We start from the raw sequence: 26,992 nt of genomic DNA on the forward strand, positions 1-26,992 counted from the left end.
AAAACGACCGTTTCCCAGGCAAAAAAAACCGCAGCCTGTATATTCGGCTTAGCGGTCGAGGGATTGACGGATCAGCGACATCATCTGGTATACCGCTCGCCTGTCGCCAAGAAGCTTGGTCTCGGCATTCCGCATCTGGGACGATCCGTCCCCGTCCAGGAACACCCCGTCCACCAGCTTGCCAGGGGCCACCGTTTCCAGGATCGCCTGACGGAATTGCGAGGTTGTGCTCGGCTTATCCGACACAATCATCCATAGCTGGCCATCACTATCATAGACGGCGGCCGAACGCAGCCGCCTCTGATCGATCAGAGGCATATCCTCCGCTATAGCCTGGCTGCGCCAACGGTCCTCCGCTTGCAGCGACATACTGACACCTCCCTGAGCCCAATATCGTCCCCGATCGCTAACCTGCAGCTGATTGGCCGCCTCCACGATTTGTACGGAGAACTGCCTGGACTGCTTATCCCATACCAGCGTCCCCTTGGGTACATCAATATTGCTCCAGCCTGAACCATAATCATGCGGCTGCCCCTTGAGCGGCAGGTCGCCCTCGACCGCGATGCTGAGCAGATCGCCATTCCAGAAAAATCCCCCGTTGATCCCGTATTCATCCGTATCCGTCACATTCGTCCCGATCGCGAGCAATTTCACATTATCCGGGCTCGTCCGCATCGTATGCAGAAGCGTCCCGTCGGCAGCCTGATAGGCGGCATATTGATAGGCTCCCCGTTCCTGCTGAAGGCTGGCTGTGTGATTCGAGGCTTGTCCGCCCCAAAGCCAGCCGATCCATGTGCCCAGCACAAATCCGGTCAGCAGCAGCAGCAAGTAATTCGTATCCGCCCGCGTCCAGCGGGGCATACTCAGTCGGGCAGACCGTGGCGTTCGCATCCTCATCGTCCTCTCCGGTAGCATCCCTCTAGCAACCAGTCTATGATCGGACTGCTAGTGTTATGCCTTATGCCGGGAGATTCCAAGATGGATACGCGCCCCAAGAGGCCTGACCTCACGGCCAGACCTTTATTGATTCCTGCAACCGCTCCCAACCCTATCGCATCAGTGTCAAGCAGCTAAGACGTATAGTAGTGAGTTGCACTACCGCTCTGACCTTGTCCGATGGTGAAGGCTGGCGGAACCTGGAACCCTTGGTTGTAGGACTTACTTTGCACGAACTGAGCGGTTTCCTGGGCGGTCTGGGCATATTCCCGCACTTGTTTGTCGATCTCCTGCCGCAGGGCAGAGGACGATGTGCTGTACAGGTTATGCTGCTGCATCAATTGATACAGACGGCCCTGAAGCTGCAGTGTTTCATTCAGCAGATGAGTGAACAACTGGCGGATAGCCGGACAATTCGCCTCGGTTGCGGCTGTTGTATATTCGCGACAAGTTCGCTTCAGATCGGCGAGAATCGTATGAAGCAGGTCACCGTCTGGCATAAAAGCATTTAAATTTGAGTTGGCGTTCATGTTATCAACCTTTCTTCCTTATTGGGGCTGCGTTGGAGCAGCTTCCTGATGCTGATACAGGCTTTGCAGCAGCAAATCATAATGTCTGCGGTGGATGGATACCATCTCCGAGCAAAGCTGGCTGGCGGCAGGCAGCTTGATGCTAGCGGCTACTGCGGCATTGTGCTTAATCAGCAAATCTTCATTTGACATCGAATCTACGATGTACTCCAGCTCCTTGGAGGTCATGGGTTGCATATGCATGAAATTCTCTCCTCTCCCTGTTGCTTGTCATCACTCTGATTCCTGCCGGATGAAAGGAGCGGATAGGCCTCTCCTCCATCCCTACTCGCATAGATTGCCCCAGCCCCTATGGAATTTATCCCCTATATAAGAATGAAATGGTCGTTATCCCTCCATACTACATATGTCGCTGCATGTATTCTTATAGCTGAAGGAGCCCTTCTTATGAATCTGACATCCGGACAGCTCTACTGGGTGGATATCCAAAAAAGCCTGAAGCCTGAATATCCCAAGCTCGAGGAAGATATCTCTTGTGAATGCCTCGTGATCGGGGGCGGCGTGGCAGGTGCCTCCTGTGCCTACGCCCTGCAAAAAGCCGGCGTAGATACGGTGCTTATCGACAAACGCCGTATTGGCTTCGGCAGCACGTCAGCCAATACGGGCCTGCTGCAATTCAGCAATGACAAAATGCTGACTTCGTGCATCCACACGTTCGGCGAGCAATCAGGCGTCGGCTTCTACCGGATGTGCCTTGAAGCGCTCAACGATCTGGAGGCCGTGATTGCAGAGCTTGATCTTTTCCCGGACTTTTACCGCAGAGACAGTCTCTACTATGCCTCGCACCCTATGGACGAGGCCAAGCTCAGGGATGAATTCGCTGCGCTCTCCGCTTACGGATTTCCCGTGAGTTATCTGGACTCAGCCGAGCTTCGTACCCGATTCTCCTTTGAGAAGGCAGGGGCAATTCTAAGCCGGGACAATGCGGAGATTAACCCGTTTGCCTACGCTCGTTCCCTTACCTTTACAGCCAGCCGGCGCGGTATTCGCGTCTTTGAGCATACAGAGGTCCAGAGCCATACGGCTGGACAAGACGGTATTTCCTTTCTAACGACTGACGGCAAGACGATTAAGGCCAAAAAAGCCGTGCTGACAATGGGCTACGAATCACAAGAAATCAAACATAATCCGAATGCTGTGCTGACCAGCACCTATGTCATCGCAACCGAACCTATCCCTGGCGGTGACATCGCAGGTTGGTCCGACAGATGTCTGATCTGGGAAACGGCAAAACCCTCTCTGTACCTGCGCCGAACAGCAGACAACCGGGTTGTTGTAGGAGGGCTGGATATTAACGGCATTGAGCCTGCCGAGCGGGATCGACGCTTGAAGGCCAAGGGGGAGAAGCTTCTGGCAGAGACGATCAAACTCTTCCCTGCGCTGGAGGGGACGCGCATCGACTATGCCTGGGCCGCAACCTTCGGAAGCACTCATGATGGTCTTCCTCTGATTGGAGAGCAGGAAGGATTTCCGCATTGTTACTTTGCTCTGGTGTATGGAGGGAACGGGACGATTTACAGTGCTATCGCCTCACGAATTGTCACCGGACTCGTGAAAGACGGCAAGCATCCGGATGCGGCCTTGTTTCGTTTTGACAGGCCTACCCGGTCGATGTCCTCCTCCGGTGCAGAACCATCATGATGTTCTTCAGCAGGGAACTGCCGGACATGCTGGAATCGCCGCGCCCGATCGGTTACTATGGAAATGAATGTGCTGGAGCACTTATTCCTAAAGAACCGCAGCAGCGAGGTGAACAGTCTTGGAGAAAGTCGTTATTATCGGGGCAGGCCCCTGCGGGCTGTCTGCCGCACTGGAGCTGCAGAAGATCGGCATTGATCCGCTTCTTATTGAGAAGGAAAATGTCGTGCACTCCATCTATCTGTATCCTACTTACATGCAATTTTTCAGTACGCCGGAGCTGCTGGAAATCGGAGACCATCCGTTCTCCACGCCGCATGACAAGCCTTACCGGCTCGAAGCCCTGAATTATTATCGGACCGTCGCCGCCAGGCGCAAGCTTCGGGTCCGTCCGTATCATCGCGTTACCGAGATTAGCCGTGCAGCGGGCGGCACCTACGAGCTGAGCGTCGTGGACCAGAGCGGCGATACTCAGGTTATTCGCACGCGTTATGCGATCGTAGCGACAGGCTATTTCGACCATCCGAACCTGCTGGGCATCCCCGGGGAGGAGCTTCCTAAAGTAACTCATTACTTCCGCGAAGCGCATCCGTACGCGGGAACACGGGTTACTGTGATCGGGGGCAGCAACTCGGCCGTGGACGCGGCCTTGGAGCTTCACCGCGCGGGCGCCGAGGTAACGGTCGTATACCGGGGCGATACTTACTCCCCTGTCATCAAGCCTTGGGTGCGGCCATCATTCGAAAGCCTGGTCAACAAGGAACGTATCCATATGAAATTCAGCTCACAGGTCATACGTATCGGGACCTCGACTGTAACCATCGCCTCTGGCGGCTCCTCCTATGACATTGCCAACGACTTCGTGCTGGCGCTCACGGGCTTCCACCCCGACCGCAGTCTGCTCAGGTCGCTGGGAGCGGAGTTTAAGGATGATGATGAGGTTCCCCTGTATAACCCCGAGACGATGGAGACTACCGTCCCCGGCATTTATATCGCGGGAGTAGCAGCATCAGGCCGGAACGCCAATGAAGTATTCATTGAGACAGGCCGTCTGCACGGCCGCTGGATAGCAGCAGATCTGGCAGCCAAGCAGGAGCTGGATTAGCCTGTCTTACCATGCCTGACGATTCAAGGCCGGGATCGCGTCTGAAGCAGACGTATCCCGGCCTTGTTCTCATGTATCCGATGGGTTGTTCACTTGTATATAAGTTAAAAAATAAGCTCCTTCTCGCGCTGGGTAAGCCGCCGTCCTGCAATATCTACGACAAATTTGCCGCCCGAAAGCCCCCAGATCCGTGACCCGAACTTCTCGGCCAGCTCGACCTGATGCAGGCTGCAGAACACCAGCAGCTTCTCCCGGCGGCAGATCGTCTGCAAATCCTGCAGGACAAGGCTGGCCGCTTCGGGATCAAGTCCGGATACCGGCTCATCCGCATAAATAACCCGGGCACCCTTGATCAGCGCACGGCATAGCGCGACGCGCTGCTTTTCTCCCCCGCTGAGCTTCTCTACAGGCTCATGAGCCTTGTCCAGCAGACCTACGCGGTCCAGATAATCCATCGCTTCCATATGGTCCTCCTGGGAGACGGAATTCGTAATGAAGCGCCACACCGATTTTTTGAATAACAGAGCTCCGAGCACGTTCTTCAGCGCAGATTTCTTAGGATTGAATTGAGGCTTCTCCTCCAGATACGCCCACTGGTTGCGCAGCTTGAACTTGTCCCATGGACCGATGCCCGTAATATCCTTGCCATCGTAAATATATTGCCCGTCATCCCATTTCTCCTTGAGCATCAGACAGCGGAACAGCGTCGTCTTGCCGCTTCCGCTGGCACCGAGCAGCGCGACGAGCTCGCCCTCGTCGGCCTGAAAACTGAGCCGCTCGAGCACCCGGTGGTCGGGCGGGTAGGTCTTGGATAAGTTTCGTACGATGATCATGGCGGGCGATTTCTCCTTTATGCGAACAGCCTGAATCCGTTCTCATTCATATTGCTGGCGGATCGGCCTTTTTCCTAACTATAGCATGTTTTTCCTCCACAATACCACCCGCTCCCCACTGGCCATGTTTTCCCGCGACGCAAATAACCCGTGCACGAAGCCGTGCGCGGGTCAGTTATTCATCTTGCTGACAAGCTCAAACGCATTATTGCGGATTATTTTCCTTCGATACGCCGTTCAGGCTCGCGGGGCGCTTGGCTGCTTTGCCGGCATGGACAGGATTTTCTTCCTGTACGAACTTGTTTTCCTTAAAATTCGCGCTGTTTCTCGCTTTCCCTTCCTCTTGGCTCATTTCCGACTCACCTCCGTTTCCGCTTGTAATATGCCGCAAAGACTAATCCGCTATACGAAATATGTTTCAATATGTCATAAAAAAATTATTACCCATTCGACAACGATTTACAAACTTTACAAGGAATCCATATTATAATGATGCGAGATACGGACAACTTATTTGTTGGGAGTTGGGTAAGGTAAGATGGAAGAAGTGGAATTGAAACGTCGCTTGGAGAGAATGCAAATCCAGCTCTACTTGCTGGTTGAACAAAGAGGCAGCTTTGTAGATCCCCAAGTGGTTGAACTCAGTCAACAAATCGATCGCCTTGTCCTGACTATCCAAAGAATCAAGATGAACCAGAGCGTCGAGTAAAACAGAGGCCATTGATCAATGCGCCTCTTTTTTTGCAGCCTCGCTTGTAAAATATAACATGATGTGTTATATTGAAATCAAGGAATATCAAGGGTTTATACCTTACATGATGTCCCCGAACTCCATATAGCCGCACTTACTGATGCACCACTCACCAATAAGTTAAAAGGAGCGATGCACCATGTCTTACGAAGCGCAGCAACCGGCTCAGGAGAAGAAAATCTCTGTTGAGCTGACTTGGAACGAAGCCCTTGCCCTGACAGGCGTCCGGTTCCCTCAGAACCATCAACTGGAAGTTGATGCCATGCACAAGATCAAGAGGCAAATGGAAGAACAATTTATTGACCGCCGTAAAGATTTGCAATAAGCTTATCTCATAACGAATCCGCCGGGTACAGATCCGGCGGTTTTTTTGTTGCAGCAGCGGTTATCCAGCGAACCCTGCTTCATTGCCCCCCACGTTTCCAACGTCTATAATAAAAGGTATATGCTCTACTCACATCAATTCAGTGGTTACAGGAGGCTACTTCTTATGCATACTACAATTACGTCCTGCATCGACCAGCATGCCCAGGAATTCCAGGAGCTGTCCGCCTTTATCGCGAACCACCCCGAGCTGGGTCATGAGGAATGGCTGGCTTCCAGCAGATTGAAGGAAGCTCTGAGCAGTCATGGGTTCGAGATCGCCTCGCCCGTACTGGGACTGCCTACAGCGTTTATTGCGACCTATACCTCTTCCAAGCCGGGACCTGTCGTGGCTTTTCTCTGCGAATACGATGCCCTGCCCGAGATCGGCCATGCCTGCGGACATCATCTGATTGCCGCGATGGGGCTAGCGGCTGCTGTCGGCTATCAGAGCGTCGTCGAGGAAACCGGAGGCACGATCCGGGTGTACGGGACTCCGGCTGAGGAAACCAAGGGTGCTAAGGTGACCATGGCAGCCGAAGGGTTATTTGACGACGTGGATATCGCCCTGATGGCCCATCCCTATTACGCGTATGAGCGTTCCGGGGAGTCTCTGGCGATGGACGCGCTCCAATTTGAATTCAGAGGCAAGTCCGCCCACGCGGCGGCAAGTCCTTATGAGGGTGTGAATGCGCTGGATGCCGTCTTGCTGCTGTTCCAATCGACCGGCTTGCTCAGGCAGCAGCTCCGGAGCGATGCCCGAGTTCACGGCATTATCAAGGAAGGCGGGCAGGCGCCGAATGTTATTCCCGACTATACCGTGGCCCAATTCTATGTCCGTTCCGCTGACCGTCCCTATACCGATGATCTGGCCCGCAAGCTGATCCGCTGTGCGGAAGGAGCGGCCCTGCAGACCGGCTGTACGGTGACCTGGTCCAACTATGAGTACTCCTATGACGAGCTGATCACCAATGAAGCCTTGTCGGACACTTTCACCCGTCAGCTGCATGCCTTAGGCATCCGGGATGAGGATATTCAGTACGGCAAGGATCACGGCTCACTGGACTTGGGCAACGTGTCCCGTCATTGCCCCGCTATTCACCCTTACGTGAAGGTGATCGACGAAAAGCATCTGCTGCACACACCCGAATTCCGTGATCTAGCCCAACAGCCTCGTGCTTACGAGGGCATGCTGCTGGGGGCGAAGGCGCTGGCGATGACAGCCTATGAGGTCGCTTCGTCTCCGGAGCTGCTGCAGTCGGTCAAAGATCAGTTCCTGCGGCGCACGGGCCGCGGCTCATGAGCTTTGGAGTCTCCATAATTTAATAGGCCAAAGGAGAGATACCCATGGAACTTGCCCATCCCCCTATCGCTACATTTCTTATGTTTGATGGACAGGCTGAGGAAGCAATGAATCTGTATACCTCGCTGTTCCCGGATTCCAAGATCATCAGCCTTACCCGGTATGGACCTGACGAGGCCGGCTCCGAAGGTACCGTTCAGCAGGCATCCTTTTCCCTCAATGGTCAGGCCTTCCGGTGTATGGATAGCAGCATCAAGCATGATTTTACGTTCACACCTTCGATCTCCATCTTTGTCACATTCGGTACGGAAGAGGAGCTGGACCGGGTCTACGCGGCACTGTCTCGAGATGGCAAAGTGTTAATGCCGCTGGCCGCCTATCCGTTCAGCGAAAAATTTGCCTGGATCGCCGACCGGTTCGGCGTATCCTGGCAGCTAAACCTGGCTCAGAATTAACTTCATAGACCTTGGCAGCCAACGAGGAAAAGCAGCTCCCTCAGACAGGTAGCGAGAAGAATCAATAAGCCGTGATTGAAAGCGGAAGAAGCGGACACCTGAACACAGTGTCCGCTTCTTCATGTTCTCGGCTTTTGATGGTTGCATATAGAGCGCAGGCTGCCTTAGCATCCCAGTCATTTCCGTATCGTTCAATTCAGATGTTCTAAAAGGCTGCAGATCAGGCTGAGTTCTACTTCTGCTCCACCCATTCGTTGGCTTCTGCGACAAATCGATAGATCGACTTGTCCGCCAATAGTTTATCGATGGTTTTGTTCATCGCTTCGACCAGCTCAGGACTGTTCTTCCTTACAGCAATCGCAGATCCGGCATCCTCCGCGGTGAGCTTGACATCAGCAAAAACAAAATCCTTATTTTTCATATAGGAAGTCGCAACCGGCTTTTCCAAGATCAGCGCATCGACTTTCTTGGTCTTGAGCTCCAGGATCAAGTCGGAGATCTTTCCCATGGCCTTCAGCTCCGATTGGGGGAGCTGTTCCTTCACGATCGTTTCCTGGATCGTACCTTTCTGCGCTCCTACCTTTTTACCCTTCAAGTCTTCTATCGTTTTGTACTTCTCCTTATCTTCATCGCGAATCGACACCGTCTGAATGGCCTTATAGTAGATTTTAGTAAAGTCTGCATTCTTCTTCCGCTCCTCGGTCGGTTCCATCCCAGAGATAGCAAAGTCGATGCTGCCCGCTTCGAGCGCTGCCAGCAAGCCTTCGAACTTCATCTCCTTCAACTCCAGCGTGACCCCGAGTTCCTTGGCGATTTCTTCCGCGATCGCGATATCGAAGCCTACGATCGTATCCTTCTTATCGACCTCCCGATGAAACTCATAAGGCGGGTAGTCGGCACTGGTGCCTACTGTAATTTTTCCGTTTTTCTTAATTTGCTCCAGCCTATTTATCTTCACCGTTTCTGTAGCGCCTGTAGGACTTTCCCCATCACCAGCAATCGGGGGAGACGGCTGGCTTTTGCAGGCCGATAGTAATAGAACCGAGCATAGAAGCAAGGATACAAGTATAGATGGTTTAAGCATAGGCAAACTCTCCTTTCCGATTCACTTCAACCTTATCTTATACAGGCTGTTTTTGACAAGCTTTGGCCAGCAAGCGTACATGAATAAAATAGGGTTGATCCCATCAAAATAAACAAGTATGAGCGTCCACCGGAATGACCGGCGACCACATTGACGCGCACAATAGAATGGTGACCTACGGAAGGGTGCTTACTTGATATGGGAACCAGTAAAAGCAAAGATTTGATCGCTGCCGCTTCCGTGCCGCTGATTATGACGCTTGGCAATTCGATGCTGATCCCGGTACTTCCCTCTCTGCAGAAGGAATTGCATGTGAATTCCCTGCAAATCAGCCTGTTGATTACCGTTTATTCCATTGTCGCTATTGTCCTTATCCCCTTGGCGGGTTATTTATCGGACCGCTTCGGCCGCAAGAAAATTATGATTCCGAGCCTGATCGTAACCGGCATCGGAGGTCTCTTGTGCGGCAGCGCCAGCTGGTTCGCGGGTGATTTTACGTATCAGATGATTTTAATCGGAAGATTTGTCCAAGGCATAGGCGCTGCAGGAGCGGCCCCGATCGTCATGCCGCTGGTCGGCGATATGTACAAGAGCGAGCGCGAGGTCAGCGGAGCTCTTGGTATTATCGAAACCTCCAATACGTTCGGCAAAGTGCTTAGTCCAATTCTTGGCTCCCTGCTTGCGCTGTGGACATGGTACGCGGTCTTTCTATCCATTCCCGTGCTGAGTCTCGCTTCCGTACTGCTGGTAGCCTTCCTTATTAGAGTTCCAACCAAGGATCAGGATGCGAAGCAACAACAGCCCGGCTTCCGATCCTTTCTATCATCGCTGGCCGGCATAGCCAGGCAGGAGGGACGCTGGCTGGCTGCCATCTTCGCGATCGGGGCTACCGCGATGCTTGTCCTGTTCGGCATCTTGTTTTATTTATCCAATGTGCTGGAAGAGCTGTTCAATATACACGGTGTTGCAAAGGGCGCGCTGCTCGCCATTCCGCTGTCAGCACTCTGCCTCTCTTCTTTCTTAACCGGGAAATGGATTGGGGAAAGCAAGATGCGGATGAAATGGATATCCGTCGCCGGCTTGTTCCTGCTGGCGGCTTCACTGGTCGGGATCGCATGGATCGGAACGAATCCGCTCTGGCTGTTATTTGTTCTTGTCGGAACCGGCGGTGTAGGCATCGGTTCGGCTCTGCCTTGCATGGATGCGTTGATTACCGAAGGCATCTGCAAGGAACAGCGCGGTACGGTCACCTCCCTGTACAGCAGCATGAGGTTTATCGGAGTGGCCCTCGGTCCGCCGCTCGTGTCGATCGGCATGGTTCGCTTCCCGCAATTTCTGTTCTATGGCTTGAGCGCCCTGGCCGTGCTCGCCCTGCTCTACGGAATCTACGCCGTCAAGCCCGAGAAATCCCAAGCCAGCCCAGCCTCCACTAGTTCCGGTAAGGCTGCAGAGCCGGAGCTGCCCAAAGGCAGCAATCCTGCTTGACCCTTCAACCTGCTCCAATAATGAAAAAACGGTAATTCCACGTGGGAATTACCGTTTTTCCGCTTGACTTGCTATAAAATCAGATAATTGCCTGGTCAATCCGCCTTTGCCGAATTTCAGATAACTGCCGCGTGAGCGATCCGGACCTTGCAGCGACTCTAGAAAATCGACAATCAGTCCCCGGCGGGCAATAATATCACGAATGCCATATTCATACAACCATTCGTCCACGGTGTTGTAGATCCCCCGGTTCAGTCCGTAATGCTCAAAGCAGTAGGTTACGAACTGGATATCCGGAAGCTGAACGTCCGGGTGTAGATGATGCTCTATTTCCAAGAGCATGCGCTCCAGCTCCCTTCGCCTAAGGATTCGTGCGCTGCTGCTTCGGTTCAGCGACTGCCCGTCTGGCTGGGGCCTCGGCGGCGGCTGCGGACTCGAAGCGCTTGCGCTCCGTGCGTTCAATTTGTACGATTCTGCCGTCATGTACGACGATTTGTACGCTTCCGTACTCCAATCCATTCACACTTTGAATGATTCGTTTCGTCCACAGATCATCAACATCAAGCGGTTTGGCCATATCGATCATCCCTCCGGTATCTCTTCATTAAGATTGTTAAATCGTCCAATCATTCCAATCCTGCTTGCGCTTGTCTTGAACCAGCAGCCAGTCCCTTGTCTTGCTAATCAACTGCTCCTTGGCCTGGCCGCCAGTATACGTATGATCCGCCTGGAAGACAACCTCTTTGTCGCACTGCCCCTGACTACGCAGCCAGAAGAGCTTCTGGTAGAGGAAGCAATAATCCACGGGTATCACTTCATCGGAGGTCCCGTGTACGAGCAGCACATCCCCGTTGAATTTGCGCAGCTGCTCAAACGGCTGATGCCGTGTCAAGCTTTCGAAGAACACCGGCTTGAGGGAATATCCCAAATAATCGGTAGAACCGGACTGCACCGCCTGCTCATAAGCCTTCTTGCCGGTAATGCCCACAATATCGTTGAAAGGGTACGCTACAGAAGACCACATAACGAGCGTCTTCACCCGTTTATCCCGTGCTGCGGTCAGTAATGCGACTGCCCCGCCGAGGCTGTGGCCCAGCAGGATGACCCGCTGCGGATCGACGCAATCGATGCCCAGCGCATAATCGATGACGCTGCGCGTCTGATCGATCAGCGCGTCCAGTCCTCCCGCGCCGTAGTCGCCCGAGCTTTCGCCGCAGCCGCCATAATCGAAGCGGAGTACCATGTACCCGTGACTGGCCAGATCGCGTGCCGTCAAAACGAACAGCCGGTCGATACCTATCCGGGTGCCGACAAAACCGTGCGCGATAATAACGATGGGCAACCGCTCATCTGCCTTGCGCTGACCGTCTCCGTCGCCGAATGCGGGATAGTGAAGTGTAGCTGCGAGCTCGATGCCTTCGCTCTGAATCGTGATGTGATGTTCCATAGAAGTCCCCTCTTTTGCCGATTAAATATGAACAGGTAGCGGATCGACTTTCAGGCCGTTCTCCAGTATAAGCTGTTCTTTTTCATTGAATACATACAATCTGTGAATCAATACCGCCACTTCGTCGCCGACATGCAGCTCTGGAAGCTCCAGCGTCCGGTAAGCAAACAGTCGGCTTCCCTCGACTTCCACTTCAATCTGCCAGTGAATGCCGCGGAAATAAACATGTTTGACGATCCCGTGCTCCGCTGCCGAAGGAAAAGAGATTTCCTCAGGGAGTCCAATCTCGATAAATTCAGGCCGGATGATCGCCTTGGCACCCGGGACCCGCTGAGCATCGAAGCCTCTTAGATTCGAAATGTCCGCAACCGGATTCGATTCCCCTATAAACTCAGCGACAAAAGGTGTTGTCGGATGCTTATAGATGTCGATCGGCGTCCCTTGCTGCTCCAGCCTGCCGTTGTGGATGATCATAATCTGATCGGCGACCTCGACAGCTTCCTCCTGGTCATGCGTAACGAAGATCGTCGTAATCCCTACGCGGTCAATCATCTCCTTGAGCCACGTTCGCAGCTCCTTGCGGACCTTGGCGTCGATAGCCGCGAACGGCTCATCCAGCAGCAGCAGCTGCGGCTCGGGAGCAATCGCCCTGGCGAAGGCTACGCGTTGGCGCTGCCCGCCGGACAGCTGATGGGGCAGACGTTTCTCCAGTCCCTTCAGCCCGGTCAGCTCGACAAGCTCCTGTACTCTCTCTTTAATATGCGCCCGGCTTTTTTTCTGAACCGTCAAGCCGAAGGCAATATTGTCGAATACGCTCATGTGGCGGAACAGCGCATAGTTCTGGAAGACGAATCCGATGCCACGCGCCTGCGGCGGCTCATCGTTAACCCGCTTGCCATGGAAAAGAATATCACCCGAATCCGGCTCCTCCAGCCCGGCCAGCATCCGCAAAATCGTCGTTTTCCCGCCGCCGCTCGGTCCGAGCAGGCCGATCAGCTTTCCTTTTTCAATCTCGAAACTGACGTCTTTGGTCGCTTGGAAACTGCCAAAGCTTTTCGTCAAGTGTTTGGCAACGATATGCATAGGCCTTATTCCCCTCCCCGGCTTTGCTCTCTGGCATGCTTCCATTCGACGGCCGACTTGACCAGCAGGGTCACGACGGCGAGCAGGACGAGCAGCGAAGCGATCGCAAACGATCCGGCAAAATTATATTCATTGTACAAAATTTGAATATGCAGCGGCATCGTATTCGTCTGGCCGCGGATGTGGCCGGAGACGACGGAGACGGCTCCGAATTCGCCCATCGCCCTGGCGTTGCAGAGGATGATGCCGTAGAGCAGGCCCCACTTGATGTTCGGAATCGTAACCTTCCAGAAGATCCTCCAGCCCTTCGCGCCGAGCGTAACGGCGGCCTCCTCCTCCTGCGTGCCCTGGGCCTGCATCAGCGGGACCAGCTCACGAGCGACGAACGGAAAGGTGACGAAGATGGTCGCCAGCACCATACCGGGAAGAGCGAATAAAATTTTGATATCATGCCCCTGCAGGAACGGGCCGAACCAGCCCTTAGCACCGAATAGCAGGACGAAGATCAGACCCGCGATCACGGGCGATACGGCAAAGGGCAGGTCGATCAGCGTCAGCAGCAGGTTCTTGCCTTTGAACCGGAACTTGGAAATCGCCCAGGCTGCCGCGACTCCAAAAACCAGGTTGAGCGGCACGGCGATCGCAGCGACCTGCAAGGTCAGGCGGATCGCCGCCGCAGCGTCCGGCTCGGTCAGCGCGGCCACGTAGACCTCCCAGCCCTTGCGGAACGCTTCGGCGAATACGCTGATTAGCGGCAGCACCAGCAGCAAGCCCAGAAATAGCAGAGCGATCCCGATCAACAGATATTTGACGAGCGGCGCCTCCGTAATGTGGCGAGGACGGCTTGAAACCGTCGTCCCCGTCTTAGTCGTTGTCGTTACATAACCAGCCATAGTTGTCCTCCTCCCCCGCGACTTATGCTGTCGTGAAGCGGCGGTTAGCCCGCCACTGAATCAGATTGATTACGAACAGCGTCACGAAGGAGATGACGAGCATAACCAGCGCGATGGCCGTAGCCCCAGCGTAGTTGTACTGCTCGAGCTTCGTCATGATCAGTAGAGGGGCAATCTCCGTCTTCATCGGCATATTGCCGGCTATGAAGACGACCGATCCGTATTCGCCCACCCCGCGGGCGAAGGCCAGTGTAAAGCCCGTCAGCAGCGCTGGGAACAAAGCTGGGAAGATGATCGTCCGGAAGGTGCGCCAGCGGCCGGAGCCCAAGCTGACCGCAGCTTCCTCGACTTCCTTCTCCAGCTCCTCAATGACCGGCTGCAGGGTGCGGACAACGAAAGGGATACCGATAAAGGTCAGTGCCAGCGTGATCCCGAGCGGTGTAAACACAATCTTGATACCATGCGGCTCGAGCAGCTTGCCGATCCAGCCGTTCTGAGAGTAGATCGTCGTCAGCGCGATCCCGGCCACCGCCGTAGGCAGGGCGAACGGCAGGTCGACCAGCGCGTCGATGATCTTTTTGCCCGGGAACGTATACCTGACCAGCACCCAGGCGACGATGAAGCCGAAGACTGCGTTGACGAGAGCGGCGGCAAAGGCCGTTCCAAAGCTGATCTTCAGCGAAGCAATTACACGATCGTCGGAAACCGTCGTCCAGAAGTCGGTCCATCCCATCCCTGACGTCTTGATAAAAATAGCAGATAAGGGGAACAGCACAATGAGGCTTAAGTACAATACAGTAAAACCCATCGAAAGCCCAAACCCGGGTAAAATACTGCGCTCTTTCCAAGCTTTTCGCATACCGGCTGTCTCTCCCCGTTACGGTTTATAGATCTTGTCAAAAGTCCCGCCATCGCTGAAATGTGTCTTCTGCGTCTTCGTCCAGCCGCCGAACGGCTCGTCTTTGATCGTGAAGAGCTTCACCTTGGCGAATTGATTTTCATACTTCTTGGCAACGGATTCGAGACGCGGACGGTAGTAGTTCTTCGCTGCGATCTCCTGGCCTTCTTCCGAGTACAAATACTCCAGATAAGCTTGCGCGACCTCACGGGTGCCCTTCTTATCGACGACCTTGTCAACAACGGCTACCGGTGGCTCAGCCAGAATGCTGACCGAAGGCGTTACGATCTCGAATTTGTCTTTGCCGAACTCGTTGATCGACAGGAACGCTTCGTTCTCCCAGGCGAGAAGCACGTCGCCGATTCCCTTTTGTACGAAGGTGTTCGTGGAGTCGCGGGCGCCGGAGTCCAGCACGGGCACATTCTTGAACAGCTTCTGCATGTACTCGAGCACCTTGGCCTCGTCCTTGTTGTTCTTCTCATAAGAGTAACCCCAAGCCGCCAAATAGTTCCAACGGGCGCCGCCGGATGTTTTCGGATTCGGCGTAATGACCTGGACACCCGGTTTGATCAGATCGTCCCAGTCCTTGATCCCCTTCGGATTGCCCTTCTTGACCAAGAAGACGATTGTGGACGTATACGGCGTACTGTTATCCTTCAGCTTGCTTTGCCAGCCTTCCTTGATCAGGCCGGCTTCTTGGATCGCATCGATGTCATAGGCTAACGCCAGTGTGGTCACATCGGCTTCCAGACCGTCGATGACCGAGCGTCCCTGCTTGCCGGAGCCGCCATGAGACTGCTTGATCGTAACTTCTTGACCGGTTTTATTTTTCCAGTAAGCGGAGAATGCTTTATTATAATTGACGTACAATTCGCGAGTAGGATCATAGGAGACATTCAGCAGCTCGACGGCCGGCTTTGCTGCCACAGCCGGCTTGGAGCCGTCGGCCGGAGCCGGTGCAGGCGCTGTGCCCGAGCCACCATTCTTCGTTCCGCTTCCACCGCCGCATGCGGTAAGCCCAACCAAGGATATGGTTAGTGCCCCGAACAGAGACCATTTACCGAAAGACCGAAACGCACTTTTTTGTAAAGTTGACATAAGAACTTCTCTCCCCTTTTAAAAGAAACTAACTCGTCTTTTGGATGAAGTTTACGGCTGCTAGACGGCATCCTTCGAATTGTACGTCTTTGCAACGGATAAGCGCTCCGGTTTGTCCGGTAACTAACTTATAATTCCGATAAACTTACTTTGTTATGGGAGTATATTAGCATTCGCCTTTTCGTCCTGTCAATCGTTTTTTTGGAAAAATCTATGGAAACGTACGGAAAAAAACCTGAACGCTGCGCCGAAGCGGAGCATTCAGGTTTCAGGTATGATCAGGATGGTCCTCCGGTTGAAAAACTCAAGGCGTCTGCTTAAGTTCCATCGGATGGTCGTTCTGTTCATTCAGCCACTTTACAGTCCTGCCGTTACACCTCGCTTGCCCTTGATTCTCCTGACGACGTACAGTCCTCACAGTAACCAAGAATGTCGAAGCGGTGATTGACGACCCGGAAATCTTGAGGCAAATTAGACATATGCTTCATCGGACAGAACTCGAACGGAATGGTTTTCTCACAGCTTACACAAATCAGATGATGATGGTGATGTGACCGGCAGCGTGCCCGGAACTTCAACCCGTCATTCAAGTAAATCTGCTCCAGCACGCCCATCTCGCTAAGCAGGCGCAAGTTGCGGTACACCGTATCGAAGCTGACGCCGGGATAGGACGTTCGCATATAGTCATATACATCTTTGGGGGATAAATAGCCCGTCGATTCAGCGAACAGGGCTGCAAGACTCTTGCGCTGATCGGTAATGCGCCATCCCTTAGCGGACATAGCGCTGATGATCTCTCGGATCATCTCCTGCGTATCCTGCTCGTGATCATGCTTGTGCCCGGCTTCATGCTCATGTTCATGCTTGTGCTCATGTGTATCCATAGCGACCTCTTCTCTAAGCATTCGTTAACGCATCTCTATTCATAATGCCTTAACGGAACAGCGTCCGTCAAGGACTGGACGGCTCCTGTGGACTGACCGCCGCTTCGAGCGCAGCAAGCTCCGCCGTCAGCACCGACTTGTCGAAATGCTCGCCGATAAAGACGGCAACGCTCGGAACCAAAGTCTTCGGCGTGATTTTTATGAAATCCATCTGGCGGTAGGCATATTGGAACAGAAACGGACTGACTGTATCCGTAAAGCGCAGGATACCCTTGGCCCGGAAAACATCATCCGGCAAACGTCCGATCAGCGCCTCAAACTGCTCGCTGTCAATCGGCCCTTGGAAATAGTGCGTGTACGCCATCACATGCTCATGGGACTCATGCGGCGCATGTCCCTCATGGCTATGGCCATCTTGATGGTGAAAATCCTCGCTATGGCCTTGATGAGAATGCCCGCAGGCAGGATCATGCTGCTCCCCTGCCCCATGCTCATGTGCATGCTCCCCGTGAGAGTGGCTGTGACATGAGCAGGAGCCCGTGGCCGTCCTAACCTGAGGCGTGGTCCCTGCATCCATCGCATCGAACAAGGTGAAGTCCATCTCGCTGCGAATGGTAGGCAGCATCGGAGCATGCGCATTCAGCTCCCGGATAGCCGCTTCCAGCTTAGGCCATTCCGAAGGCGGCACGAGATCGGTTTTGTTCAGCAGCAGCAAGGTGGCACAGCGGATCTGGTCGGACATGAGCCGGAACGTCTTGGAGCGTGGAGAGACTGACTTCTCGGCAAACTGCGCTGCGTCCACTACGGTGATTACGGAGGCCAGCCGCACATGGGTAAGCAAAGAAGCGTCCGTCACGCCGTCCAGCATCTCCAGCGGGTTGGCCGCTCCGGTCGACTCGACGAAGATAACGTCCGGCTGATGCTCGTCGATCAATTGCTTGAGCTCCATCCCGAGGTCACCACGAACGGTGCAGCAGATGCACCCGCCCAGCATCTCGGTCATCGGCACATCGGCCTCCAGCAGAAGCATCCCGTCCAGATTCACTTCGCCCAGCTCATTCATCAGGACGGCGGGTCTGCGGCCGCTCAATTTATAGTAATCCAGCGCCCGTGTGAGCAGCGTCGTCTTGCCGCTGCCGAGGAAACCGCTCAGAATGTGAACAGGGACTGCATGTGGAGCTTCCTGTGTGGCTTTATGTGAATCGGCTTGGGTATGAGGATGAGTAGACATAAGAGGTTCCCTCCGTTTTTCTTCAAATTGTATGCTTGAGCGCGAGGAAAGTCAATTAAAAGTAAGAATTACGACAAAGCTTCAGTTATTCGAAAGCAGGAGGCATGATGGGTATGCACTCGCCCTTATCGGCTCAGGCCACGATTCAGATTGATCCTACCTTTTCCTATTATACGGACCGCAGCGCGCATAGCGTCGCGGCCGAGCTCGCCCAGGCCGGCTACACGGCCGTCCGCTATTTCGTCACCGATGAAAGCCAGGTTGACGGCAAGCTTGTTCACGCCCTGCGGCATCGCGGACTGGACGTATGGGCAATGGTCCTAGGCAACGGCTCCTACACGTCCGCTCCGCTTCCCAGCGGCTGGGAGGCGTGGCAGATGGAGCTCGTGAAGCCGGTAAACGACGGCTATTTGCGCCTCTCCCCCTTCCATCCCGGATATGTCGCCTGGAAAAAAACTTCCCTGACCCGGCTTATCAGCCGATTCCCATTCACCGGCGTAGAAGTCGCTGAGTGCTACTTCCCTGAGTGGAACGGCCTGTCCTCCGGCGTATACGGAGATATCGGACCGCAGGCGCAGGCAGCCTTCCGCTCATTTGGCGGCAGCCAGCTGCCCGAGTTCCGTCTCACCAGCTCGCCCCGCTATTATAAGAAGGACCCGGTGCGCTATGCACTCTGGGTCGAATGCCGTGTGGACGCCGTGAACCGGTTCGTCCACGAGCTGATCAACGGCGCAGGTGGCGTTCGGGACGCTCGCCCCGATATCCGAGTGGCGACCTGGTCGGTCGCTGTGAACGCCGGACCGGATGCTGCCGATATCGTGCGAGAGCTGCAGGGGCTCGATGCCGTGGCGATGATCCGCCTGGTGCAGCCGGATGCTCATGTCCTGCAGACGCACTGGCCCGACTGGATGCGCTCCCGCCTCCCTGCCGACTATACCAGACGGTATGAGCCGTTCGCCTCCCCGATCCGTCATGCCTTCCCGTCGCTGCCGCTAGGACTGCAGACGGATAGCGGCTCCCTGAAGCGCATGAGGCGCAGCTCGGCCTGGCTGCAGGACTTCGCCACGGAAGCCGGGAGGCTCGGCTATTCGTTCTGGACTGCTTACGAATATTCCATCGGAAGATGGATGTACGACGAGCCGCCCCTGCCCCTGCGCGCGGTCCGCCTTAGCTCCGATCGATTGCGCGTCGAGTTCAACAAGCGTATCGATGAAGCTTCAGCGGAGAAGGCTTCTTATTTCATCGTCGAAGGCAGAGACCGCGAAGCCTACGGCAGCCCTCCGGACTTACGCACAGCCTCAGCGCGTCTATTCACGCCCAGACAGGCTGCTTCTGCCGGGCAGCAGATCGTCCCGCCGAAGGTAGAGACAGATGGACAGCTGCTGGAGCTGCAGTCTGACGCATGGCCTGCCGGAGAGTTCGACCTGGGGTTAGACGGCATCCGCGACACGCCGGAGCGCTGGCTGCTTAAGGGAATGGCGTCACACACCACACCGCCAGGATACCGGGTCCGCGTACCTGGCTGGATCGGCTGACATCCGCCTAAGATTTGGTTGGAGCGGAGCAAGCGGGTTATAATAGACTTTGAAAGGAGTGACCTGTCATGAATGCCGCTATCTTGAAGCAGGAACGGGCCAATGCCATCAGCCACGGCATCGGGGCCGTGCTCAGCCTGGCCGCCCTCGTCCTGCTTGTTATCCGGTCAGCTATGTATGGAACAGCCTGGCATGTCGTCAGCTTCGCCATATTCGGCGCTTCGCTGCTGCTCTTGTATGTATGCTCCACCCTGCTGCATAGCGCCCGTCAGGAACGCTGGGTGCGCACGTTCGAGATTATGGATCATGCCGCTATCTATGTGCTGATCGCCGGCACCTACACGCCGTTCCTGCTCGTCACCATCCGCAGCACACTGGGCTGGAGCCTGCTGGGCATCGTCTGGGGACTCGCCTTGGCGGGCATCCTGTTCAAGATGTTTTTCACCGGACGATTTAACGTTCTGTCGACTCTGTTCTACATAGGCATGGGCTGGATGGTGTTATTTGCATTCAAGCCACTGCAGCAGATGCTGCCGGAGCCCGGTATCGCCTGGCTTGTTGCTGGGGGTATCCTGTATACGCTCGGAACAATCTTTTATTTATGGAAAAGGCTGTTCTACCATCATGCCGTCTGGCATCTGTTCGTTCTAATGGGCAGCATCTGTCACTTCGTTTCCGTGTATTTCTATGTACTGCCCAGTTAAACGAACCTCTTGTCAGACAACAAACAGTCCGTCACCTCGAAGCTGAGGCGACGGACTGTTTGTCGTAGTGAACCTGCTGCGACTTGACGCCGCCTCAGCGCGTCAGACGCTTCCACTGATAATACAGGAAGCAGCCTACGCAGAAGCCCAGAATAGCGATCAGTGCCGCCAAGGCGACCAATCCAGCCAGCACATACCCTGTCAAGCCGTCACGATCCAGCCAGAAGCCGATCAGTGACAAGGTCAGCAGGCTGACAGCGATCGAGTTGTTAAAGCGCAGCAGCTCGCGCGCCTCTGTCTGCGCCCCGACGATCCGGTTTTTCAGAAACGGGGCAGCGAGCTGAACGAACACATTCGCTCGGATGCCACGCCATAGTCCGAGCACTTGAACCGCCCACAGCGCAGCAATAAGCACAGGAGCCTTAAGCAGCACGGCCGCCACAACGAACAGCACAATCCCTGCCTGATTCGCCCGCACCAACGGGATAGGTATTTCCTTCATTCAGGTTATCCTCCTTTCCGCTTGAGCTTGAGTCCAATCCTGCTAAAACACCGGCTATCGGCCTGCCGCCGGTTCAATTCCCAGTTCTCCGGTGTTCCGGTTCACTAGCACGATACTGCCTTCCATCCATTCCCCGCTGCCGTCCTGAAGCCTCATACGGGCAGTTCGCCCATGGCGGAGCAGATAGGCAACCGCCGTATCCGTCAAGGATGCTCCGAAGCTATCCTTCCAGATGACGAACGAGCAGCCGGACTTGAAGGCGCTGCACCCGTAACCCCGCTTGCCGCGGATAATCCGGCCATCACAGCCTTGACGCGGACATAAGCCGAGCGGCGTGTAACCCGCTGCCATCGGAGCTGCTCCGTCTTTGGCCGCAGGCTCGGCTGGACCCGGAGCAGGTGCTGGTGGCTCTGCAACCGCCTGCTTGGACCGCCCCGTGCGCTTCGGCCCGGCTGGTTCCGCGGCTGCCGCCGCGCGTTTGCCCCGCTTGGCAGGGGCCTTGCCGCCTCCCGTTTCCGGGTCGGCAGAAGCTGAAGCGGAAGCCTTGGCCGCTCGAGTCCGCTTCGGCTTCTCCTGCTTGGCTTCGGCTTCCGTTCCAAATGCCTGCTTCTCGGCCGGTCGCTGCGCACGTACCTTATCGACAATCGATATGGTGAAACGCTTGACGTTCTGCATGAACGCTTCGTCCGATGCCGATCCACGGGCTATTTCATTCAGGCGCCGTTCCCAATGGCCTGTCATCTCCGGCGAGGTCAGCAGTTCAACCCCCGCCCCGCGGATGAGCTCGACGGCGGTCCGGCCCTTGATCGTAACTTCGATCCGCTTGCCCTGCATCACGACATAGCCGACCTGCTTGAGCCTCTCGATCACGGAGGCTCGCGTGGCAGGCGTACCGAGACCGGAGTCCTTCATCGCGTCCCTGAGCTCCTCGTCCTCGATCTGCTTGCCCGCGCTTTCCATCGCTTTCAACAGCGTACCCTCGGTATACGCCTTGGGCGGCTTCGTCTCTTTTTCCTTAGCCGCGGATTTCCGGCAATTGACACCCGCCGCCGCATCGAGCGTAAACGGCGTTGTAATCTCTTGCTCGGCCGACTCGTCTTCCTCGTCCTTGTCGCCTGCCCCCTTCTTGCCTCCGCGGGTTGCGGGCTTAGACTCCTTCGGATCACCGGCATAGACGATCTTCCAACCCTGCGAGAGCTCCTGCTTGATGGTGCTTTTGAACGTCTCGTTCTCGCATACCGTCAGCACCGTATGAATCTTGTATAGAGCCGGCGGGTAGAAATGCGACAGGAACCGCTTGACGACAAGGTCATACAGCTTGCGCTCGTCCGGCGCGAGCGTACCGGGCATCTTATGCGTCGGCAAAATCGCATGGTGATCCTCTACCTTGGACGGGTTGCACACCGACCGGTTGCCCGTGTGCACCAGCTTCTTGTCTGCCTGCTCCGCGAGCCCGGCATATTCGGTACGCTTCAACTGCTCCAGCGTGCGGTGCATCTCCGGTACATTCTGCTCTGTGACATAGTTGGAGTTGGTCCGTGGGTAGCTGATAACCTTATGCTTCTCGTACAAGGCCTGTGCCAGATCGAGCGTCTTCTTCGCCGAGAAGCCGAACTTGGCATTGGCCTCGCGCTGCAGCAGCGTCAGATCGTACAGCTTGAACGGATATTCCCGGCTGTCCTTGATCTCATAGCTGCCGATCCGCCCCGGCTTGCCCTTGACCTTGGCGGCGATGGCTTCCGCCTTCTCCTTGTCTGTCAGCCTCTCGCCCTGCCATAGGCCGCGGTATTCCGTCGGCTCCTGGGCGAACCAAGCTTCGACTTCATAGTATTTTGCCGACTGAAAGGCCTCGATTTCCTTCTGCCGGTCATACAGAATCGCCAGCACAGGCGTCTGGACCCGTCCCACCGATAACAGCTCCCGGTGCTTCGTGGTGAATGCCCTCGAGCCGTTCATGCCGATCAGCCAGTCCGCCTCACTGCGCGCCTTGGCCGCCCGCGTCAGCGGCTCGAAATCCACACCGTCGCGCAGCTCCGCGAAGCCCTTGCGGATCGTCTCCGGCGTCAGATCGGAGATCCAGAGACGTTTCACCGGTTGCTTGAGCTTCAGGTGACGCTGGATCAGTGAGAAAATATGCTGACCTTCGCGCCCGGCATCGCAGGCATTCACCAGCGCATCGCAGCGCTGGGCAAGCTCCTTGATCACCTTGAGCTGATCCTTCGTCCGCGGATTCGGCACTAGCTTGAACTTGTCGGGAATGATCGGAAGATCATTGAAATTCCATTTTTTATAACGTTCTTCGTATAAGTCAGGCTCAGCCAGCCCGATGAGATGCCCGATCGCCCATGTGATCACGTAGCGCTCGCCCTCGATGTAGGTTCGCTGATTTTTCGCTTTGGGCTCGATGGCTGCGGCGATATTCCGCCCCATGTCAGGCTTTTCGGCGATAATAAGAGTTTTCAAACGGTAATCGCTCCTTGTATGGTGTAGCTTTCCTTAGCATACCATATCCCCTCCGGCGAGGGCGAGGTCCGTTCTGCTCAAAACCATAGGGAAAGCACGCATAACCTTAGGCTTCACACCTCGCAGAAAACACGAAAGGCTCCATACAGCTTGTCCAGGACACACCCGCACAAGCCTCATGGAGCCTCTACTATGCTCAAGATCAATCAAACTTGAAATCATCATCCGTCAAGGTCTCCATATGGAGAGCGCGGACGTAGCCATTGCCTTTCTTGGAGAAGAAATCATGCTGCTTGGTCCGGGTGCTAATCCCGTTCAGCACGATCGGGTTGATCTCCTCATCCTCGAACAGTGGCTCCTGCCCCAGATTCATCATCGCTTTATTGGCATTGTAGCGCAGGAAGGCCTTCACATCATCGGCCAGTCCGATCGAAGCATAGAGCTGCTCCGTATACTGCTCCTCGTTGGCATGCAGATAGCGCAGCAAGCCTTGCAAGGTCTCTAGCGCTTCGTCCTGCTCCTCTTCAGACAGCTTCCCGTAAACCTCTTGGGCGAGTACACCGACGTACAAGCCGTGAATGCTCTCGTCGCGCAGAATCAGGTCGATGATCTCGCCGCTGCTCGTCATTTTCCCCTGACCCGCCAGATAGAGCGGATAGAAGAAGCCGCTGTAGAACAGGTAGCTTTCCAGCAGCACCGACGCAGACATCGCGAGATACAGCCCCTTGGGCGTATCGATGTTCTGGTAATACTGCGAGATGGTCTCCGCCTTCAGCTGCAGATGCGGATTCCCTTCCACCCACCGGAACACGCCGTCAATTTCCTCCGTTGTTGCCAGCGTGGTGAAGATGCTGCTGTAGGACTTGGCGTGAATTTGCTCCATCATGCCCATGAAGCCAAGCACCGCCTTGCGCTGCAGGCCCTCCACATGCTCGAGCAGCTTGGGCATACCGATCCCGCCCTGTACGGTATCGAGCAGCGTCAGCCCGCCCAGTACTTTCATATAGGTATCCCGTTCTTCTGCGCTCAGCGTAATCCAGGACATCTTGTCGTCGGACAGGGGAATCTCCTCATCTGTCCAAAACTGCATCAGATTCTGATTCCAGAAGGTGATCGAAAAATCATCATCGGGTCTATTCCAGTTCACTGCTTTGAAGACGCTCATGAATGCAGGCGCCCCTTTCTACGTCTTGTTTCTATATATAAGCCATGATGTCTGGTCCGTTAGGGCAATCCAGGTGAAACTTAATCCGATGGTTGAACTCCCAATTACACGGAGCAGCTCAGGCACTCTTCGACGGACAAGTGATTCGTCCGTGTGTAGTACAAGGACTTTAGACCCTTGCGGGCCGCATATATATAGTAACGGGCCAATTGCCGCGTCGTGACGTCGCTGTTGACATGCAGAACCGTCGAGATCCCTTGGTCCACATGGGTCTGAATTTCTGCGATCAGGTCGAGCACCTTGAATTGGTCGGTCTGATAAGCCGACTTGTAATAGAACACATTATGGCGGTCCATATAAGGCATCGGGTAGTAAGTCGTCGAATTGGCATAAGTCCGGGTCTCGATCTGCTCGACGATCGGCATCACGCTGCTCGTCGCATTTTGGATGTACGAGATGCTTTGTGTCGGTGCAATCGCCAGGCGGTAAGCATGGTACAACCCGTCACGCTTCACCTGCTCGCTCAGCGCGCGCCAGTCTTCCGTCGTAGGCACAGCCATACCTTCGAACAATTGCTTCACCTTGTCGCTTTTCGGTGTGTAATCCGTCGTCAGGTAACGGTCGAAATAAATGCCGCTTGCATAGTCGGATTTCTCGAAGCCGGCGAACTGCTGCCCCGTTTCGCGGGCGATTTGAGCGCTTTTCTCCAAGGAATAGAAGTTCATCATCATGAAGAACGTACCTGCGAACTCACGCGCTTCCGCACTGTCATAGGCGATCCGATTCTTGGCCAGATAGCCGTGCAGGTTCATGGCCCCGAGACCGACTGCATGCAGCTCGCGGTTTGCCTTGGCGACGCCTGGAGCGTTGCCGATCTCCGTCATGTCGCTGACCGCGGTCAGCGCGGTGATCCCTTCATGGACGGACTCGCGGATCTTGCGGCGCTCCATCACGTTTACGATGTTCAGCGAAGCCAGATTGCAGCAGATATCGCGCCGGATCTGATCGGCTTGTCCATAATCACCGATCGTCGAAGTCTCCTGCAGCTGGAAAATCTCCGTGCACAGGTTGGACATCTTGATCTTGCCTACACCGTTCAGCGCATGGGCCTTAGTCGCATTGGTGCGGTTCATGATGTAGGGATAGCCGGATTCGAGCTGAATGGATGCAATTTTCACCAGCATATCGCGCGCGCTCATGACGACCTTCTTGCGTACCCGGTCGTCCGCCAGCAGCGTGTCGTACATCTCGTCCAGATCCATGTCGTCAAGATGCTGTCCATAGGCTTTGAACACGGTGAACGGAGCAAATACATGAAGCGGCTGATTGTCCTCTGCCAGCTTGTAGAAGCGGTTCGGTACGATCAGGCCGATCGATAAGGTTTGCAGTCTTGTTTTTTCGTCAGCGTTGATTTTCTTGCTATCCAGGAACTCCATCAAGTCCCAGCCGAAGATATTGTAGTAAGCCGCACCGGAGCCCTTGCGCTGTCCCATCTGATCCGCGTAGGAGAAGGCATCCTCCATCAGCTTCAGCACGGGCATAATGCCCTTGGCAGCGCCCTCGACGCCCTTGATCGGCTCGCCGCGTCCGCGCAGCTTGGACAGATTGACTGCGACGCCGCCGCCGATCTTAGAGAGCTGCATGCAGGTCGCCAGCACATGGTTGATCGAGTTAAGCGCATCGTCCATCTCCAGCAGGAAGCAGGAGACCATCTCTCCCCTGCGGCTCTTGCCCGCATTGAGGAAGGTCGGCGTTGCCGGCTGCAGCCGCTGCTCCATCATTGAGGAAGCGAGCGTGCGTGCTACCTCCACACGGCCCTGACCCAGATGCAGCGCTACAATCGCCACGCGATCCGCATAGTGCTCCAGGTAGACGGAGCGGTCATTGCTTTTCACCGCATAATCCGTATAGAACTTGGAGGCCGCCATATAGGAAGGAAATTCAAAGCCGTACTCATGGGTGATCCGGTAAATCTCATCCACCTGGAATTCCGTATACGTATCGAAAACATTCTCGTAATAGTCCTGATCAATCATATAGCGTACCTTGACGAGATGACTCTCGAAGGCCAGGCTCTTGGCGTACACCTCTTCCATGAAAGACCGAACCGCTTCCCGGTCCTTGTCCAATTGGAAAAATCCGTCCGTCCCTTTCTGCATCAAAAGGTTGTTTAACTCAATATGCCGCAACCTCGTCCACTCCCATCATAAATTGTTGCACGTCCCGCTGAGTCCCCGCAAGCTCGAACTTAGCCAGGATCGGTACTTTATATTCCGCTGCAATCTTGTCCGCGCTGAGCGCGAAGCCTGTCCCCCAATTACGGTTCCCGCTGGCAGCCACACCCTGCAGATAATCACCATTGTCCCGCAGGAACGAAGCGACACGCTCGGGCACCTGCCCGAAGCCTGTCGTATAAGTGACGAGCACGAAGGGCTCCTGCGCGATCATCGCCTCCTCGATCTGCAGCGAGCGCACGCTAAGCTTGCGGATAAACCGGCGGACATTGCCTGTCTTGGAATCATAAACAACGAGCATAAGAGGATCCC

29 protein-coding genes are annotated in these 26,992 nt (G+C 55.1%); 9 read left to right on the forward strand and 20 right to left on the reverse strand.

Features of this window, described 5'->3' with window-relative positions; genetic code table 11:
• Window positions 1–48: 48 nt before the first annotated feature.
• From WMW72_RS11065 to WMW72_RS11075, 3 genes are all read right to left on the reverse strand, one after another.
• Window positions 49–861, reverse strand: coding sequence for a phosphodiester glycosidase family protein (locus tag WMW72_RS11065; protein WP_341415524.1), 813 nt, complete (start codon window positions 859–861; stop codon window positions 49–51).
• Window positions 862–1,070: 209 nt separating this feature from the next.
• Window positions 1,071–1,466: a spore coat protein gene (locus WMW72_RS11070; protein WP_341415525.1), complete on the reverse strand. Its 396-nt coding sequence runs from the start codon at window positions 1,464–1,466 to the stop codon at window positions 1,071–1,073.
• Window positions 1,467–1,484: 18 nt separating this feature from the next.
• Entirely contained in the window at window positions 1,485–1,709 is a 225-nt protein-coding gene (locus WMW72_RS11075; RefSeq protein WP_341415526.1) for a hypothetical protein, read from the reverse strand.
• Window positions 1,710–1,913: 204 nt separating this feature from the next.
• On the opposite strand from WMW72_RS11075, the gene WMW72_RS11080 reads away from it, so the two are divergent.
• Both WMW72_RS11080 and WMW72_RS11085 read left to right on the forward strand, forming a co-directional pair.
• Window positions 1,914–3,167, forward strand: coding sequence for an NAD(P)/FAD-dependent oxidoreductase (locus WMW72_RS11080; RefSeq protein ID WP_341415527.1), 1,254 nt, complete (start codon window positions 1,914–1,916; stop codon window positions 3,165–3,167).
• Window positions 3,168–3,285: 118 nt separating this feature from the next.
• Window positions 3,286–4,269, forward strand: coding sequence for a YpdA family putative bacillithiol disulfide reductase (locus WMW72_RS11085; protein WP_341415528.1), 984 nt, complete (start codon window positions 3,286–3,288; stop codon window positions 4,267–4,269).
• A gap of 104 nt (window positions 4,270–4,373) precedes the next feature.
• On the opposite strand, the gene WMW72_RS11090 is transcribed toward WMW72_RS11085, so the two are convergent.
• A complete protein-coding gene (locus WMW72_RS11090) occupies window positions 4,374–5,102 on the reverse strand; it encodes a phosphonate ABC transporter ATP-binding protein (RefSeq protein WP_341415529.1) in 729 nt (242 codons plus the stop codon).
• 205 nt (window positions 5,103–5,307) lie between these two features.
• Window positions 5,308–5,454 (reverse strand): hypothetical protein, encoded by a 147-nt coding sequence (locus WMW72_RS11095; protein WP_341415530.1) that lies wholly within the window; start codon window positions 5,452–5,454, stop codon window positions 5,308–5,310.
• Window positions 5,455–5,640: 186 nt separating this feature from the next.
• Between WMW72_RS11095 and WMW72_RS11100 the strand changes: the two genes are divergently transcribed.
• The 4 genes from WMW72_RS11100 (at window position 5,641) to WMW72_RS11115 (ending at window position 7,974) form a co-directional block, all read left to right on the forward strand.
• Window positions 5,641–5,811, forward strand: coding sequence for a Spo0E family sporulation regulatory protein-aspartic acid phosphatase (locus WMW72_RS11100; protein ID WP_341415531.1), 171 nt, complete (start codon window positions 5,641–5,643; stop codon window positions 5,809–5,811).
• A gap of 181 nt (window positions 5,812–5,992) precedes the next feature.
• Window positions 5,993–6,178, forward strand: coding sequence for a hypothetical protein (locus tag WMW72_RS11105; protein WP_341415532.1), 186 nt, complete (start codon window positions 5,993–5,995; stop codon window positions 6,176–6,178).
• 165 nt (window positions 6,179–6,343) lie between these two features.
• The gene (locus WMW72_RS11110) at window positions 6,344–7,519 is read left to right on the forward strand and encodes a M20 family metallopeptidase (protein WP_341415533.1); all 1,176 of its coding nucleotides are present in this window, start codon (window positions 6,344–6,346) and stop codon (window positions 7,517–7,519) included.
• 44 nt (window positions 7,520–7,563) lie between these two features.
• Window positions 7,564–7,974: a VOC family protein gene (locus tag WMW72_RS11115; RefSeq protein ID WP_341415534.1), complete on the forward strand. Its 411-nt coding sequence runs from the start codon at window positions 7,564–7,566 to the stop codon at window positions 7,972–7,974.
• Window positions 7,975–8,206: 232 nt separating this feature from the next.
• On the opposite strand, the gene WMW72_RS11120 is transcribed toward WMW72_RS11115, so the two are convergent.
• Window positions 8,207–8,932 (reverse strand): transporter substrate-binding domain-containing protein, encoded by a 726-nt coding sequence (locus WMW72_RS11120; RefSeq protein WP_341415535.1) that lies wholly within the window; start codon window positions 8,930–8,932, stop codon window positions 8,207–8,209.
• 324 nt (window positions 8,933–9,256) lie between these two features.
• On the opposite strand from WMW72_RS11120, the gene WMW72_RS11125 reads away from it, so the two are divergent.
• A complete protein-coding gene (locus tag WMW72_RS11125; protein ID WP_341415536.1) occupies window positions 9,257–10,543 on the forward strand; it encodes an MFS transporter in 1,287 nt (428 codons plus the stop codon).
• Between the two features lie 48 nt (window positions 10,544–10,591).
• Here WMW72_RS11125 and WMW72_RS11130 read toward each other — a convergent pair whose 3' ends face one another.
• The 9 genes from WMW72_RS11130 to WMW72_RS11170 all read right to left on the reverse strand — a co-directional run bounded on the left by WMW72_RS11130 (window position 10,592) and on the right by WMW72_RS11170 (window position 18,077).
• A complete protein-coding gene (locus WMW72_RS11130) occupies window positions 10,592–10,885 on the reverse strand; it encodes an RNA-binding protein (RefSeq protein WP_341415537.1) in 294 nt (97 codons plus the stop codon).
• Window positions 10,886–10,904: 19 nt separating this feature from the next.
• A complete protein-coding gene (locus WMW72_RS11135) occupies window positions 10,905–11,120 on the reverse strand; it encodes a YezD family protein (protein ID WP_341415538.1) in 216 nt (71 codons plus the stop codon).
• A 36-nt stretch (window positions 11,121–11,156) separates the two neighbouring features.
• Window positions 11,157–11,990, reverse strand: coding sequence for an alpha/beta hydrolase (locus tag WMW72_RS11140; RefSeq protein WP_341415539.1), 834 nt, complete (start codon window positions 11,988–11,990; stop codon window positions 11,157–11,159).
• 21 nt (window positions 11,991–12,011) lie between these two features.
• Complete coding sequence (locus WMW72_RS11145) at window positions 12,012–13,073, reverse strand: ABC transporter ATP-binding protein (protein ID WP_341415540.1); 1,062 nt, start codon at window positions 13,071–13,073, stop codon at window positions 12,012–12,014.
• 5 nt (window positions 13,074–13,078) lie between these two features.
• Window positions 13,079–13,966, reverse strand: a complete 888-nt coding sequence (gene cysW, locus WMW72_RS11150) for a sulfate ABC transporter permease subunit CysW (protein WP_341415541.1) — start codon at window positions 13,964–13,966, stop codon at window positions 13,079–13,081.
• 22 nt (window positions 13,967–13,988) lie between these two features.
• On the reverse strand, window positions 13,989–14,825 hold the full coding sequence (gene cysT, locus WMW72_RS11155) for a sulfate ABC transporter permease subunit CysT (protein WP_341415542.1): 837 nt from the start codon (window positions 14,823–14,825) through the stop codon (window positions 13,989–13,991).
• Window positions 14,826–14,843: 18 nt separating this feature from the next.
• A complete protein-coding gene (locus tag WMW72_RS11160; protein WP_341415543.1) occupies window positions 14,844–15,962 on the reverse strand; it encodes a sulfate ABC transporter substrate-binding protein in 1,119 nt (372 codons plus the stop codon).
• Between the two features lie 371 nt (window positions 15,963–16,333).
• Complete coding sequence (locus WMW72_RS11165) at window positions 16,334–16,846, reverse strand: Fur family transcriptional regulator (protein WP_423227536.1); 513 nt, start codon at window positions 16,844–16,846, stop codon at window positions 16,334–16,336.
• A 67-nt stretch (window positions 16,847–16,913) separates the two neighbouring features.
• Window positions 16,914–18,077, reverse strand: coding sequence for a CobW family GTP-binding protein (locus WMW72_RS11170; RefSeq protein ID WP_341415544.1), 1,164 nt, complete (start codon window positions 18,075–18,077; stop codon window positions 16,914–16,916).
• Between the two features lie 113 nt (window positions 18,078–18,190).
• On the opposite strand from WMW72_RS11170, the gene WMW72_RS11175 reads away from it, so the two are divergent.
• Together WMW72_RS11175 and trhA are read left to right on the forward strand one after the other, a co-directional pair.
• Entirely contained in the window at window positions 18,191–19,612 is a 1,422-nt protein-coding gene (locus WMW72_RS11175; protein WP_341415545.1) for an N-acyl-D-glucosamine 2-epimerase, read from the forward strand.
• Window positions 19,613–19,680: 68 nt separating this feature from the next.
• The gene (gene trhA / locus WMW72_RS11180; RefSeq protein WP_341415546.1) at window positions 19,681–20,316 is read left to right on the forward strand and encodes a PAQR family membrane homeostasis protein TrhA; all 636 of its coding nucleotides are present in this window, start codon (window positions 19,681–19,683) and stop codon (window positions 20,314–20,316) included.
• Between the two features lie 94 nt (window positions 20,317–20,410).
• Here the strand turns inward: trhA and WMW72_RS11185 are convergent, their stop codons facing one another.
• From WMW72_RS11185 to nrdI, 5 genes are all read right to left on the reverse strand, one after another.
• Window positions 20,411–20,818 carry a DUF4395 domain-containing protein gene (locus WMW72_RS11185; protein ID WP_341415547.1) on the reverse strand — a complete coding sequence of 136 codons (408 nt, stop codon included), beginning with the start codon at window positions 20,816–20,818 and terminating at the stop codon, window positions 20,411–20,413.
• Between the two features lie 54 nt (window positions 20,819–20,872).
• Window positions 20,873–23,281: a DNA topoisomerase 3 gene (locus WMW72_RS11190; RefSeq protein ID WP_341415549.1), complete on the reverse strand. Its 2,409-nt coding sequence runs from the start codon at window positions 23,279–23,281 to the stop codon at window positions 20,873–20,875.
• Window positions 23,282–23,483: 202 nt separating this feature from the next.
• Window positions 23,484–24,446 carry a class 1b ribonucleoside-diphosphate reductase subunit beta gene (gene nrdF / locus WMW72_RS11195; protein ID WP_341415551.1) on the reverse strand — a complete coding sequence of 321 codons (963 nt, stop codon included), beginning with the start codon at window positions 24,444–24,446 and terminating at the stop codon, window positions 23,484–23,486.
• 104 nt (window positions 24,447–24,550) lie between these two features.
• Window positions 24,551–26,635, reverse strand: coding sequence for a class 1b ribonucleoside-diphosphate reductase subunit alpha (gene nrdE, locus WMW72_RS11200; RefSeq protein WP_341415552.1), 2,085 nt, complete (start codon window positions 26,633–26,635; stop codon window positions 24,551–24,553).
• A complete protein-coding gene (gene nrdI, locus WMW72_RS11205) occupies window positions 26,622–26,981 on the reverse strand; it encodes a class Ib ribonucleoside-diphosphate reductase assembly flavoprotein NrdI (RefSeq protein ID WP_341415553.1) in 360 nt (119 codons plus the stop codon). Before nrdI ends, nrdE begins: the two co-directional genes overlap by 14 nt.
• Window positions 26,982–26,992 lie beyond the last annotated feature (11 nt).

The sequence above is a fragment of the Paenibacillus filicis genome (genome assembly GCF_038070315.1).
Classification (GTDB): domain Bacteria; phylum Bacillota; class Bacilli; order Paenibacillales; family NBRC-103111; genus Paenibacillus_G; species Paenibacillus_G filicis.

Excerpts from the sequence above, each read along its gene's own strand:
- WMW72_RS11065 (WP_341415524.1), bottom strand. The coding sequence starts at position 861 with ATGCCCCGCTGGACGCGGGCGGATACGAATTACTTGCTGCTGCTGCTG.
- WMW72_RS11070 (WP_341415525.1), bottom strand. The coding sequence starts at position 1,466 with ATGAACGCCAACTCAAATTTAAATGCTTTTATGCCAGACGGTGACCTG.
- WMW72_RS11075 (WP_341415526.1), bottom strand. The coding sequence starts at position 1,709 with ATGCATATGCAACCCATGACCTCCAAGGAGCTGGAGTACATCGTAGAT.
- WMW72_RS11080 (WP_341415527.1), top strand. The coding sequence starts at position 1,914 with ATGAATCTGACATCCGGACAGCTCTACTGGGTGGATATCCAAAAAAGC.
- WMW72_RS11090 (WP_341415529.1), bottom strand. The coding sequence starts at position 5,102 with ATGATCATCGTACGAAACTTATCCAAGACCTACCCGCCCGACCACCGG.
- WMW72_RS11095 (WP_341415530.1), bottom strand. The coding sequence starts at position 5,454 with ATGAGCCAAGAGGAAGGGAAAGCGAGAAACAGCGCGAATTTTAAGGAA.
- WMW72_RS11100 (WP_341415531.1), top strand. The coding sequence starts at position 5,641 with ATGGAAGAAGTGGAATTGAAACGTCGCTTGGAGAGAATGCAAATCCAG.
- WMW72_RS11105 (WP_341415532.1), top strand. The coding sequence starts at position 5,993 with ATGTCTTACGAAGCGCAGCAACCGGCTCAGGAGAAGAAAATCTCTGTT.
- WMW72_RS11110 (WP_341415533.1), top strand. The coding sequence starts at position 6,344 with ATGCATACTACAATTACGTCCTGCATCGACCAGCATGCCCAGGAATTC.
- WMW72_RS11115 (WP_341415534.1), top strand. The coding sequence starts at position 7,564 with ATGGAACTTGCCCATCCCCCTATCGCTACATTTCTTATGTTTGATGGA.
- WMW72_RS11125 (WP_341415536.1), top strand. The coding sequence starts at position 9,257 with ATGGGAACCAGTAAAAGCAAAGATTTGATCGCTGCCGCTTCCGTGCCG.
- WMW72_RS11130 (WP_341415537.1), bottom strand. The coding sequence starts at position 10,885 with ATGCTCTTGGAAATAGAGCATCATCTACACCCGGACGTTCAGCTTCCG.
- WMW72_RS11135 (WP_341415538.1), bottom strand. The coding sequence starts at position 11,120 with ATGGCCAAACCGCTTGATGTTGATGATCTGTGGACGAAACGAATCATT.
- WMW72_RS11140 (WP_341415539.1), bottom strand. The coding sequence starts at position 11,990 with ATGGAACATCACATCACGATTCAGAGCGAAGGCATCGAGCTCGCAGCT.
- WMW72_RS11145 (WP_341415540.1), bottom strand. The coding sequence starts at position 13,073 with ATGCATATCGTTGCCAAACACTTGACGAAAAGCTTTGGCAGTTTCCAA.
- cysW (WP_341415541.1), bottom strand. The coding sequence starts at position 13,966 with ATGGCTGGTTATGTAACGACAACGACTAAGACGGGGACGACGGTTTCA.
- cysT (WP_341415542.1), bottom strand. The coding sequence starts at position 14,825 with ATGCGAAAAGCTTGGAAAGAGCGCAGTATTTTACCCGGGTTTGGGCTT.
- WMW72_RS11160 (WP_341415543.1), bottom strand. The coding sequence starts at position 15,962 with ATGTCAACTTTACAAAAAAGTGCGTTTCGGTCTTTCGGTAAATGGTCT.
- WMW72_RS11165 (WP_423227536.1), bottom strand. The coding sequence starts at position 16,846 with ATGGATACACATGAGCACAAGCATGAACATGAGCATGAAGCCGGGCAC.
- WMW72_RS11170 (WP_341415544.1), bottom strand. The coding sequence starts at position 18,077 with ATGTCTACTCATCCTCATACCCAAGCCGATTCACATAAAGCCACACAG.
- WMW72_RS11175 (WP_341415545.1), top strand. The coding sequence starts at position 18,191 with ATGCACTCGCCCTTATCGGCTCAGGCCACGATTCAGATTGATCCTACC.
- trhA (WP_341415546.1), top strand. The coding sequence starts at position 19,681 with ATGAATGCCGCTATCTTGAAGCAGGAACGGGCCAATGCCATCAGCCAC.
- WMW72_RS11185 (WP_341415547.1), bottom strand. The coding sequence starts at position 20,818 with ATGAAGGAAATACCTATCCCGTTGGTGCGGGCGAATCAGGCAGGGATT.
- nrdF (WP_341415551.1), bottom strand. The coding sequence starts at position 24,446 with ATGAGCGTCTTCAAAGCAGTGAACTGGAATAGACCCGATGATGATTTT.
- nrdI (WP_341415553.1), bottom strand. The coding sequence starts at position 26,981 with ATGCTCGTTGTTTATGATTCCAAGACAGGCAATGTCCGCCGGTTTATC.